Origin of the sequence: Citrobacter sp. Cpo147 (assembly GCF_030332405.1) — a bacterium.
Lineage (GTDB): Bacteria > Pseudomonadota > Gammaproteobacteria > Enterobacterales > Enterobacteriaceae > Citrobacter > Citrobacter portucalensis.
Window position 1 is genome coordinate 73771 of record NZ_JAOWHX010000033.1, and the last position, 12222, is coordinate 85992.

General features: G+C 49.1%; 12 protein-coding genes. 3 read left to right on the forward strand and 9 right to left on the reverse strand.

Annotation, left to right across the window (positions count from 1 at the left end):
• Window positions 1–28: 28 nt before the first annotated feature.
• The gene (locus OGY06_RS12405; RefSeq protein ID WP_032160588.1) at window positions 29–232 is read left to right on the forward strand and encodes a hypothetical protein; all 204 of its coding nucleotides are present in this window, start codon (window positions 29–31) and stop codon (window positions 230–232) included.
• Here the strand turns inward: OGY06_RS12405 and OGY06_RS12410 are convergent.
• Both OGY06_RS12410 and OGY06_RS12415 read right to left on the reverse strand, forming a co-directional pair.
• The gene (locus OGY06_RS12410) at window positions 225–1418 is read right to left on the reverse strand and encodes a tyrosine-type recombinase/integrase (protein WP_164562695.1); all 1194 of its coding nucleotides are present in this window, start codon (window positions 1416–1418) and stop codon (window positions 225–227) included. The genes OGY06_RS12405 and OGY06_RS12410 overlap by 8 nt on opposite strands.
• A gap of 255 nt (window positions 1419–1673) precedes the next feature.
• The gene (locus OGY06_RS12415; RefSeq protein ID WP_003020684.1) at window positions 1674–1847 is read right to left on the reverse strand and encodes a YciY family protein; all 174 of its coding nucleotides are present in this window, start codon (window positions 1845–1847) and stop codon (window positions 1674–1676) included.
• Window positions 1848–1989: 142 nt separating this feature from the next.
• Between OGY06_RS12415 and cls the strand changes: the two genes are divergently transcribed.
• Window positions 1990–3450 (forward strand): cardiolipin synthase, encoded by a 1461-nt coding sequence (cls, locus tag OGY06_RS12420; RefSeq protein WP_003833359.1) that lies wholly within the window; start codon window positions 1990–1992, stop codon window positions 3448–3450.
• Between the two features lie 34 nt (window positions 3451–3484).
• The gene (locus tag OGY06_RS12425) at window positions 3485–3814 is read left to right on the forward strand and encodes an HI1450 family dsDNA-mimic protein (protein ID WP_003020691.1); all 330 of its coding nucleotides are present in this window, start codon (window positions 3485–3487) and stop codon (window positions 3812–3814) included.
• A gap of 37 nt (window positions 3815–3851) precedes the next feature.
• Here OGY06_RS12425 and OGY06_RS12430 read toward each other — a convergent pair whose 3' ends face one another.
• The 7 genes from OGY06_RS12430 to ychE all read right to left on the reverse strand — a co-directional run bounded on the left by OGY06_RS12430 (window position 3852) and on the right by ychE (window position 11887).
• Window positions 3852–4688 (reverse strand): ion transporter, encoded by an 837-nt coding sequence (locus OGY06_RS12430; RefSeq protein ID WP_003833361.1) that lies wholly within the window; start codon window positions 4686–4688, stop codon window positions 3852–3854.
• 45 nt (window positions 4689–4733) lie between these two features.
• Window positions 4734–5738, reverse strand: a complete 1005-nt coding sequence (gene oppF, locus OGY06_RS12435) for a murein tripeptide/oligopeptide ABC transporter ATP-binding protein OppF (RefSeq protein WP_003833363.1) — start codon at window positions 5736–5738, stop codon at window positions 4734–4736.
• Entirely contained in the window at window positions 5735–6748 is a 1014-nt protein-coding gene (gene oppD / locus OGY06_RS12440; protein WP_003833364.1) for a murein tripeptide/oligopeptide ABC transporter ATP-binding protein OppD, read from the reverse strand. The genes oppF and oppD overlap by 4 nt, the downstream gene beginning before the upstream one ends.
• Window positions 6749–6759: 11 nt before the next feature.
• Window positions 6760–7668: an oligopeptide ABC transporter permease OppC gene (oppC, locus tag OGY06_RS12445; RefSeq protein WP_003020701.1), complete on the reverse strand. Its 909-nt coding sequence runs from the start codon at window positions 7666–7668 to the stop codon at window positions 6760–6762.
• Window positions 7669–7682: 14 nt separating this feature from the next.
• On the reverse strand, window positions 7683–8603 hold the full coding sequence (oppB, locus tag OGY06_RS12450) for an oligopeptide ABC transporter permease OppB (RefSeq protein WP_003020708.1): 921 nt from the start codon (window positions 8601–8603) through the stop codon (window positions 7683–7685).
• A 233-nt stretch (window positions 8604–8836) separates the two neighbouring features.
• Window positions 8837–10468 carry an oligopeptide ABC transporter substrate-binding protein OppA gene (gene oppA / locus OGY06_RS12455; protein WP_003020712.1) on the reverse strand — a complete coding sequence of 544 codons (1632 nt, stop codon included), beginning with the start codon at window positions 10466–10468 and terminating at the stop codon, window positions 8837–8839.
• A 771-nt stretch (window positions 10469–11239) separates the two neighbouring features.
• Window positions 11240–11887, reverse strand: a complete 648-nt coding sequence (ychE, locus tag OGY06_RS12460; RefSeq protein WP_003020714.1) for an NAAT family transporter YchE — start codon at window positions 11885–11887, stop codon at window positions 11240–11242.
• Window positions 11888–12222 lie beyond the last annotated feature (335 nt).

Genomic DNA, 12222 nt, shown 5'->3' on the forward strand with positions numbered 1-12222 from the left:
ATGGCCCAGTTCGGGCCATTGGAGAAAAATGATGGATGATATTTTGCTGACGTCAGACCTGACCAGTCGATACAAAATCTCACGTAAAACCCTTTGGTCATGGCAAAGCACAGACACAATGCCGCGGGGTTTTGCGAAGCCGTTCCCCGCCCCGGACTTCCCCGGTAACCCTAACCGCTGGAAGTCGGAGTCAGTCAAAGAGTGGGAAGGAGTGAAACAGCCGATTAACTGAACGGCTCACCGATGATGTTTTCGAGATGGCTCTGCCAAACGTGGAGCCAATGTTTTTGATCATCGATGTAGTCATGCAGGTTGTAGTGCGCCATCACGCCAACCATTTGGTGACCAAGTAATTTTTCAATCACATGCGGCGGACAGCCAAGTTCTGAAAGATTTGTTGCGATTGTTCTTCTCATATCATGGAGAGACCAGGGCTCCATGCCGGATTCTGACCAAATATACCTGGCATAGTTCGAAGCAACTGGCGGATGAACCGGGACGTCTTTAATTTCCCCATCCAGTAAGCGCTGTGAAGTGACTAAATGCTTTGTGTTGATCTTCTCAAGATGATTTTTTACCAGTCCCACCGCAGCATCAGAAAGAGCCCTTCTCATGTGCACTCGCGTTTTGTAACTTCCAGCAGGAACTATCCACTCATTTTCATCCAGCTTGAACCATGACCTTTCGCTCAACCGAATCTCTGCCGTCCTACAGCCGGTCAACATAATAAATTTCACAAGAAACACGGACTCTATGGACATGCGGTTTTGCAGCCACCGATAAATAGCCACCAGCTCACGATCATCCAAGCGCCGCGTTCTCTTTTTCGGTTTTTGGCCAACGTCAGTGGGAAGCAATCCCTCGAGCGGATTGGTCGATATTACGCCTCGGTTAATACAGAATCTGAATGAGCGTTTACACAGCGAAAGCATATAATGAGCCATCACCCTGCTTTCAATCTGATCAAAAACATCTATCCAGTGCCTTTTTGTCGAATTGTCGACTTTGACGTTTCGCATCGGCTCGGCGATATGCTTGGCAAATACCAATTGATAATAATCTGTCTTTGTCAGTTGATTAGCGATGCAGTGTTTCTCGATCCAATAATTGAATGCTTCCGATACGACCATGGAACCTTCGCGGGTCAATTTCTCCAGCTTTACTTGCTCCCGGGGATCTAGTCCCTCAGTAAGCCAGGTTCTGAATTGCTGACGCCTTTCCCTTGCCTGAGCAATACTCATTGCTGGATAATCGCCGACATTGAGTTTTACAGCTTTGCCTGCCCATCTGTACCGGTAGAAGAAAGAGACCTTTCCGGCAGGACTGATCCTTGCGTTGAGTCCGTGAGAATCTGAAATAGTTTCGATATCATCGCGTTTCTTGCCAAGGGCCTTCCTGAGCTTTGTGTCAGTGATCATTGAATAGGTACACATTTGGCTTTTGAGTACGCAAAAGTGTACACAAAACTCATTGCTCAAAGATACCCACAATGTAACACTTGTACTCGGAGTGTGATAATTGGAAGGCTGAAAGGCAGGCGGCAGAAGGGTTCAGCGTAACAGAACGTTTTTACGCGGAATTCTTCGAAATAGGCCGAATGACAATACAAAAAAGTATTTTAAAAACAGATCGCAAAGCAGACATTGGGCACCGCCAGCGGTGCCCTTTTGGGATCAGATGCTGTGGATCGCAAACAACAACGAGTTACGCTGGTGGTTGAGAATGCACTTTCTGATAGTGTGGATACGCATATTACGACGCGATTGTCCTTCAAGCCAACGTGCTTTACGGCGGCTAGCCTGACGCAGCATCCGCCAGCGTCCCACTTCCGTTCTACTACGCTTCATGTTTACTACTCTTTCAGTCACTGAGCGACCATTATAACGCCAGACCGAATGCAGACCAGTGGTTTTCCCTTGTTTTTATTTGCCAGATTAATCCTGATGCGTAAACTCTTAACAATACGCTTTCAAAAGGATTTTTAAATTTATGACAACCTTCTACACCGTGGTGAGTTGGCTGGTCATTCTGGGTTACTGGGTACTCATTGCTGGCGTAACATTACGCATTCTAATGAAACGACGCGCAGTGCCCTCCGCAATGGCCTGGCTGTTGATCATCTATATTCTGCCATTGGTAGGGATCATTGCTTATCTGTCCTTTGGTGAACTCCACCTGGGTAAGCGACGTGCCGAACGCGCCCGGGCAATGTGGCCGTCAACGGCCAAATGGCTGAACGACCTCAAGGCCTGCAAGCATATTTTTGCCCAGGAAAACAGCAGCGTCGCCTCTTCGTTATTTAAACTGTGCGAGCGCCGTCAGGGAATAGCCGGGGTTAAGGGAAACCAACTGCAGTTGCTCACCAGTTCAGATGACGTGATGCAGGCGCTGATCCGTGATATTCAACTGGCGCGCCACAACATCGAAATGGTGTTCTACATATGGCAGCCTGGCGGTATGGCCGATCAGGTAGCCGAGTCGTTAATGGCTGCCGCGAGGCGTGGCATTCACTGTCGCCTGATGCTGGACTCCGCTGGCAGCGTGGCGTTCTTTCGCAGCCCTTGGGCGGCGATGATGCGTAACGCAGGTATCGAGGTTGTAGAAGCGCTGAAGGTGAACCTGATGCGTGTATTTTTACGCCGTATGGACCTGCGTCAGCACCGCAAAATGATCATGATAGATAACTACATTGCTTATACCGGCAGCATGAACATGGTCGACCCGCGTTTCTTCAAACAGGATGCGGGTGTCGGGCAATGGGTTGATTTAATGGCGAGAATGGAAGGTCCTGTCGCCACTGCTATGGGCATTGTCTATTCCTGCGACTGGGAAATTGAGACCGGAAAGCGCATTTTGCCTCCGCCACCAGACGTCAATATCATGCCGTTTGAGCAGGCCAGCGGCCACACCATTCACACTATCGCCTCAGGTCCTGGTTTCCCTGAAGATTTGATTCATCAGGCGCTGCTTACCGCTGCTTATTCAGCGCGTGAATATTTAATTATGACCACCCCCTACTTCGTCCCCAGCGACGATCTGTTGCACGCGATCTGCACGGCAGCGCAGCGTGGGGTTGACGTCAGTATCATTCTTCCACGTAAAAATGACTCCCTGCTGGTTGGCTGGGCAAGCCGGGCCTTTTTCACCGAGCTGCTGGCAGCTGGCGTTAAAATTTATCAGTTCGAAGGTGGCTTGCTGCACACCAAGAGCGTACTGGTCGATGGCGAGCTGAGCCTGGTCGGGACGGTTAACCTGGATATGCGCAGCCTGTGGCTCAATTTTGAAATCACGCTGGTCATTGATGATACCGGATTCGGTGGCGATCTCGCGGCAGTGCAGGATGATTATATTTCGCGTTCACGCCTGCTTGATGCCCGTTTGTGGGTAAAACGACCTCTCTGGCAGAGGATAGCAGAGCGACTGTTTTACTTCTTTAGTCCGTTGCTGTAAAACGTGCCCATCAGACAGTAAACAGGTAGTCATTATGGATATGGATTTGAACAATCGCCTGACCGAAGACGAAACGCTTGAGCAGGCTTACGACATTTTTCTCGAACTGGCTGCGGACAATCTGGATCCAGCCGACATCATTCTGTTCAATTTGCAGTTTGAAGAGCGTGGCGGTGCCGAGTTGTTCGATCCGGCAGAAGATTGGCAGGAGCATGTTGATTTTGACCTGAACCCTGACTTCTTTGCCGAGGTGGTGATTGGTCTGGCAGATACAGAAGACGGCGAGATTAACGATATTTTTGCGCGCGTTTTATTATGTCGCGAAAAAGATCATAAGCTCTGCCATATTCTCTGGCGCGAATAATCAAACAAAAAAGCTGCTCTCGCAGCTTTTTTCATTTTTAGCCCGGTAGTTTACTTCCGCAGCGGTTACAAAATTGCGCACTATGTTCGTGCTGCGCCTGCTGGCACTGCGGACATTTTCGTTGGTGCCCGCGCTGCTGGAACGCACTGCTCATGTGCGTGGTAATCAATCCCGTCGGTATTGCAATCACCGAGTAACCAATCAGGATAAGCACAGACGCCACCATGCGCCCCAACGGTGTGTGTGGCGTGATATCGCCATAGCCGACGGTGGTTACAGTAACAATCGCCCAATACACCGACGCATTCAGCGTAGTAAACCCATATTTTGGCCCTTCAATCAGATACATCATCGCGCCAAAAACCACCATCAGGATGGCGATAAAGGAATAGAACAGCATCAGCTGATGTCGGGCGCTTTTTAACGCATTCCAGAACACCCGCAGAGAAGGCATGAAGCGCAGCAGCTTGAGAATACGCAGAACGCGCAGGACACGCATCGCTCGCCAGGCGAAAACATAGCTCAGACTGATTTCCGGCCATAGCCACATCACATACAGCGGCAGAATGGTGGCCAGATCAATTATCCCCCAGAAGCTGAACACATATTTAGCGGGGTTGGCCCAGCAACATAAGCGCAGAAGATATTCGAGGGTGAAGACCAGAGTAATAAAGATCTCCAGCCAAACAAAAACGCGCCATTCCTCAAAGGTTAAATGGTATTGCGTCCCTACTCCGGACTCAATGAAGATAACGATAACGCTGAGCAAGGCAAATAGTGCGCACATACCTTCAAAGCGACGCCCTGAACGGGTATTTAAATCAAACAATTTGCGATAGAGCGCGCGGCGGACAGAAGAGACTAAACCTGGCACAGATACCTCACCAAAAAAAGGGCTGACCTTTGTCAGCCCTCAGGATTATAGCGGGTCTACTTTCAGGCAGGAAACTGCATGTCGGAAACTTCCTTCCAGAACCGGGCGAGTTTTTGCGCATTCCGGTCCAGCAATCGGGCAGCGCGTACGGAACACGCAACCGGAAGGAGGATTAATCGGGGACGGTAACTCGCCTTCCAGCAACTGAATAACCTTATTCCTTTCCTGATCCGGATCGGGGATTGGCACCGCAGACATCAGCGCTTTGGTATAAGGATGCAGCGGATTATGGTACACCTCATCATAGGTCCCTAATTCCACCGCGTGTCCGAGATACATAACCAGCACACGGTCGGAGATATGTTTAACCACAGCGAGGTCGTGAGCAATGAAGATTAACGATAATCCCATTTCGCGCTGAAGCTGTTGCAGCAGATTAACCACCTGGGCCTGGATTGATACATCCAGCGCTGAAACCGGTTCATCGCAGATAATCAACTTCGGTTCGAGGATCAGCGCGCGGGCAATACCAATACGCTGACACTGACCACCGGAAAACTCATGTGGGTAGCGGTTAATTAGGTTGGGCAGTAACCCTACCTTCATCATCATCGCCTTCACACGGTCGCGGACTTCCTGACCAGGAAGATTCGGATGATAAGTTCGCAGCGGTTCGGCAATGATTTCACCAATGGTCATGCGCGGGTTTAACGATGCCAGAGGATCCTGGAAAATCATCTGGATATCGCTGCGTACTTCCCGCCACTCATCGGGTTTCATGCCCAGTAAATCTTTACCCAGCCAGGCGACCTTTCCATCGGTGGCCTTCACCAGGCCGATAATCGCACGGGCAAAGGTCGATTTCCCGCAGCCTGATTCACCGACCACGCCCAGGGTTTCGCCCTCATACAGTCGCAAGGTTACGCCATCAACCGCCTTCAGGGTTTTAGTCGGTTGCCAGAACCACTGTTTGCCATCTTTAATATCGAAATGAACTTTAAGGTCGGCAATCTCAAGGAGCACTTTACGTTGTTCGGTCACCGCATTCATACCAGTTCCTCCACCGGCTTAAAGCAGGCACGCAGGCGGCCTGGACTAAACTCCTCCAGTGGCGGAGCACTGCTACAGATTTCCATCGCATGCGGGCAACGCGGCTGGAATGGACAGCCTTTTGGTAGACGCAGCAGGTTCGGTGGGTTACCCGGTATAGTGAGCATCTCTTCCCCTTCTGCATCCAGACGAGGTACGGCATTTAGCAAACCAATCGAATACGGATGAACGGGCTTATAAAAGACATCCCGCGCACTGCCGTATTCCATAGTACGTCCGGCGTACATCACCAGGACTTTATCGCAAATACCGGCAACAACCCCCAGATCGTGGGTGATCATGATAATCGCGGTGTTGAATTCGCTTTTCAGTTCATTCAGAAGCGTCATAATTTGCGCCTGTACCGTTACATCAAGCGCAGTGGTCGGTTCATCGGCTATCAGTAATTTGGGCCTGCACAACAGTGCCATGGCGATCATTACGCGCTGACGCATACCACCGGAGAATTCATGCGGATACATTTTCATACGCTTACGCGCTTCCGGCATCTTCACCGCATCCAGCATTCTGACTGACTCTTCAAAAGCTTCCGCTTTGCTCATGCCTTTATGCAGCATCAGAACTTCCATCAACTGCTCCCCGACCCGCATGTATGGATTGAGGGACGTCATCGGGTCCTGGAAAATCATCGAGATTTGCTCGGCGCGCAGTTTGTTCAGTTCACGTTCCGGTAAATTCAGAATTTCACGCCCGTTGAACGTTGCGGAGCCCCCGATACGACCATTTGCCGCCAACAGGCCCATCAGGGCAAAGGCCGTTTGCGATTTACCCGAACCGGATTCACCGACAATACCCAGCGTTTCTCCAGCTCGCAGAGAAAAGTTTAAATCGTTGACCGCAGTTACATCGCCGTCGGGGGTCGCAAACGTCACACGCAAATCTTTTACGTTTAGCAGTGCGTTAGCCTGTTGTTGCGCGAGCGGCGCGGTTGAGGTTTCAATTACGCTCATGGCTGCACTCCTTAACGGTCTTTCGGGTCGAGGGCATCACGCAGGCCATCGCCAATAAAGTTAAAACAGAACAAAGTGACCACCAGGAAACCAGCCGGGAACAGCAGCAGCCATGGTGAGACTTCCATAGAGTTGGCACCATCACTGAGCAACGCGCCCCAGCTACTTAACGGCTCCTGCGTACCTAATCCCAAAAAACTCAGGAAGGATTCAAATAGGATCATGCTCGGCACCAGCAATGAAGCGTAAACCACCACCACACCCAGCACGTTCGGCACAATATGGCGGATAACGATACGCACGGTAGACACCCCACCCACTTGTGCCGCTTCAATAAACTCTTTGCGCTTGAGACTTAGCGTTTGCCCACGCACGATACGCGCCATATCCAGCCAGGAGACCATCCCGATAGCGACAAAAATCAGCAGAATATTTTGCCCAAAGAAGGTGACCAGCAGGATCACGAAGAACATGAACGGGAAGGAGTTGAGGATTTCCAGCAGACGCATCATCACCGAGTCGATTTTTCCGCCGAGGTAGCCCGACAGAGAACCGTACAGCGTACCAACAACCACCGCGACTAACGCCGCCGCAATGCCGACCATCAGCGAAATGCGTCCGCCAATTGCCACGCGCACCAACAGGTCGCGTCCCGACGAGTCAGTACCGAAATAGTGGCCTGATTCCGTATCCGGCGCACTGGACATCATGCCCCAGTCGGTATCGAAGTAGGTAAACTGCGACAACATCGGTGCCAGCGTTACGAACAGCGCAATAATTACCAGCACCACCAGGCTTGCTACCGCCGCGCGGTTATGCATAAAGCGTCGACGCGCGTCCTGCCACAGGCTACGGCCTTCGACCTCCAGCTTTTCACTGAAATTCTCCAGCGCCTCGCTGTTTTTCTTACTTAACATCATAGCGAGCTCCAGTATCAGTAACGAATTTTCGGGTCGATAACGGCATACAGCACATCGACAATCGCGTTAAACACGATGGTCAGCGTACCCACCAGTATGGTCAGACTAAGAACCAGCGAATAGTCGCGGTTTAACGCCCCATTGACGAACAACTGGCCAATACCCGGCAAACCATAAATGGTTTCAATAACCATCGAACCGGTGATAATGCCGACAAATGCCGGTCCCATATAGGACAGCACTGGCAACAGCGCTGGTTTTAACGCATGACGGAAAATAATCCGCCGCATCGGCAGCCCTTTAGCGCGCGCGGTACGAATAAAGTTAGAGTGCAGTACTTCAATCATCGAACCGCGAGTAATACGGGCGATACTGGCGATGTAGGCCAGTGACAAGGCCACCATCGGCAGGATCATAAATTTCAGCGCCCCGCCGTTCCAGCCCCCGCCGGGTAGCCATTTCAAGGTTATGGCAAATATCATGACCAATAAGGGAGCGACCACGAAACTGGGGATAACCACCCCGGTCATAGCCACCCCCATCACCGTATAGTCCCAACGTGTATTTTGCTTCAGCGCGGCTATCACTCCGGCGCTAACACCGACGAGCACCGCCAGAATAAAGGCTGCCGCACCCAGCTTCGCAGAAACCGGAAAGCTCGAGGCAACGAGGTCGTTAACCGTGTAGTCTTTATATTTAAAGGATGGTCCAAAATCACCGTGCGCCAGCTGTTTCAGATAGCTGAAGTACTGCGTCGAGATGGGATCGTTAAGATGATATTTCGCTTCGATATTCGCCAGCACCTCTGGCGGTAACGCGCGTTCTCCGGTGAATGGGCTTCCGGGCGCAAGGCGCATCATAAAGAATGAAATCGTAATAAGAATAAACAGCGTCGGAATCGCTTCCAGACAGCGACGTAATATGAATTTTAACATTGCCCGTACCTTCTGGCGTGTGCCTTTATACCCGTCATACTTCAAGCTGCAGGTGCGTTGGCTTTACTCGCTCACGCCAGTCACTTACTTAAGTAAGCTCCTGGCGATTCGCTGCGTTGCCGCCTTCCTGCAACGTGAATTATTTAGGGTATACCTCTCTTTGTCTAAAGAGGTATTTATAGTTCGAAGAAAAAGACACTGTGGGGCAACTTTGATCGCCCCACGTCTTGCCATTAATGCTTGATAATATACAAGTCTTTAACGTGGATATTATCCATCGGGTCTTTACCGGAGTATCCGCCAACCCATGGTTTCACCAGGCGGGCATTAACATAGTAATAAACCGGTACAATCGCAGAATCTTTATCCAACTGCTGTTCCGCTTTCGAATACAGTTCGCTGCGCTGCGCTTCATCCGTCACTTTCAGCGTATCCGCAATCAGCTTATCAAATGCCGGGCTCTTATAGTGGACGGTATTATTGGAGCTGTCGGACAGCACCATATTCAGGAAGGACGTCGGTTCGTTATAGTCCGCACACCAGCCCGCACGTGAAACATCATAGTTGCCCTGATGGCGCGTATCGAGGAACGTTTTCCATTCCTGGTTTTCCAGCTTCACATTAGCACCCAGATTTTTCTTCCAGATAGATGCCGCGGCAATAGCCAGCTTCTTATGCAGGTCTGAGGTGTTATACAGCAGATCAAAGGTCAGCGGTTTCTCAGCGGTATATCCGGCCTCAGCCAGCAGTTTCTTCGCTTCTTCATTACGTTTTTCCTGAGACCACTTGAACCACTCTGGCTCAACCAGTTTCGCACCATCGGTGTATGGAGGAGTAAAGCTATATGCTGGCAGGTCACCCTGGTTTTTCACTTTATTGACGATAATGTCACGATCCAACGCCAGCTTCAGGGCGGTACGAACACGAACATCGTTGAACGGTGCTTTCTGGTTGTTGATTTCGTAATAATAGGTGCACAGATAGGGGTCAACGTGGACTTCGTTCGGGATCTCTTTTTTCAGTTTCTGGAATAACTCAATCGGCATGTTGTTATAGGTCATGTCGATTTCACCGCTGCGATAGCGGTTAACGTCAGTCACTTCAGAAGAAATAGGCAGGTAGGTTACCTGGTTAATAACCGTTTTGGCGTTGTCCCAATAGTTGGTATTACGCTCAAGCACAATGCGCTCGTTGACAACCCAGTCTTTCAGTTTATACGCACCGTTAGTAACGATGTTAGCGGGCTGGGTCCACTTCTCGCCGAATTTTTCAACAGCAGCTCTAGGAACCGGTGAAACGGAGGAGTGCACAAGCAGTTTGTAGAAATAAGGAACTGGTTCGCTGAGGGTAACTTCAAAAGTATGATCGTCGAGAGCTTTCACACCGAGATCGGTGATCGGCTTTTTACCGGCGATAATATCATCAATATTGACAATATGACCGTACTGCAAATAACTGGCATACGGTGATGCAGTATTTGGATTAGCCAAACGTTGCCAGCTATACACGAAATCTTGCGCGGTAACAGGCGTGCCGTCAGACCACTTTGCATCTTTACGCAGATGGAATGTCCAGACTTTAAAATCTTTATTTTCCCATTTTTCAGCCACGCCAGGCGATGGTTTGCCATCGACATCACTGATTAATAAACCTTCAAACAGGTCACGGTTAATGTTGGATTCAGGTACACCTTCGATTTTGTGGGGATCGAGTGACTGCACTTCCGAACCGTTATTGCGCACCAGAGTCTGCTTTTCAGCAAGCTGCACACCCGCTGGCACGACTGCCGCCGTGGCAACATTTCCAGCGACTAGCGCAGTTAAGATCCCCGCAGCTACTAAACTTTTTTTAGTGATGTTAGTCATTGTGTTGTACTCCCTCATTATTATGGCTGGTTTTTTAACCAGACTGTTAATCCTGTCAGGATCCCTGTACGGCACCGGAGATTTTCTGCCGTCAGGTGGTTTATTGTTTTACTGCTTGCTATCACCGACTTTATTTATTCTGGCGATTCGTATGACCGCCTTGCGTCGATTCTCTACGTGCCTCCCCTGCCGGAAACACGCTATTACCCTGTTGAGAGAAACTAACTGCAAATGATTCTCATCAACGTGAATTCTTCTGCATAATATCTGGCCGGAAAGTATCAAATGCGTTTCTTAACCGCCAATACATTTTACAAATTTGTTAACCAATTCTCTTTTATTGGAAATAAATCTCACTTAAAAAGTCTTACGAATGAAGATTCGTTATGGGAAATTCAAAAAAATCAATACATTATGTCGACTATGGTGTTAACCATCCTGTACGAAGTCAACGCCATGTCAAAATGCACATAAATTTAACAATTGGTTATTAATTAGCACATTCATCTGAAATAAAGGCTGAAATAACTAATAACATTTCGATAATCCTTCAGCAAGCCCCAGAGTATGATGTTAATAAAATAACAGCAGTATCGGTCTTCACCGGGCGCACTGAGACGTGTTATATCTTTAGAATCAATGACTAACAGAAGAGTTAATCATCAGCATTTTTTATTATTGCTCTGCTGATTTTCAACTTTAGTGAGAAGTTTTACTGATAATGAAATGAAACGGAGCCGGACACGACTCCGTTTGCACAGAAGAGAGGTTTCAGGCCAGCAAACCAGGGAAAATGGATTTGATGCCTGTAACGATAAATTCGATACCCAAAGCCATTAACAGCAGCCCCATAATACGCGTAATGACGTTGATACCGGTTTGGCCCAACAGGCGCACTAACCATGGTGCCATGCGGAACAGCCCCCAGCAGCACAGGGCAAACAACGCAATCGCTACAAAAAAGCCAAACAGGTTAATCGCGCTATGATATCGCGTACCCCAAACAATAGTTGAGCTTATCGCCCCCGGCCCCGCCATCAACGGCAATGCCAACGGCACAACGCCGATACTTTCACGAATTGCGGTTTCTGATTTTTCCTGTTTGTTTTGTTTATCTTCCCCTAGTTTTCCGCTAATCATTGACATCGCGATAGTCACAACCAGAATGCCGCCAGCGATCCTGAACGAGTCAATTGAGATGCCAAAGAGTTGCAGAATACCATCACCAAGAAACAGCGAAGTCCACAGGATGATTGCGACAGAAAGGTTTGCCGTGAGGTTGGTTTTGTTTCGTGCTGCGGCAGTTTGATAGCTGGTCATACTGATAAAGACGGGGATGATCCCTACCGGGTTGACCAACGCAAATAACCCAATGAAAAATTTAAAATAGACAGGAAAATCAAATAGCGTTTGGATCACGGTTAGCTCCGAAGCGTTAGCCGGATAAAATGAGTCATAAAAATTGATAAAATCCGCGCTGAAGATACGCCTTTTGTCAGCATACTTCACCTTCTATCTGCGTATATCAATGTAAATACGCTACCAATACTCAGTGTTATTAATATGTATTAAATATGCTAATGTTATTAGCATTCATCACGCCAATTTATTAACACTTAACGAGAAACGCTAAAAGGGCCTGCTGAAAGGTGTCAGCTTTGCGAATTTTTGATCCAGATCACGCAATTACTACTCAGAAGTGAGTAATCTTGCTTACGCCACCTGGAGGTAACGCGTTAGAGTTAACAGGCGCT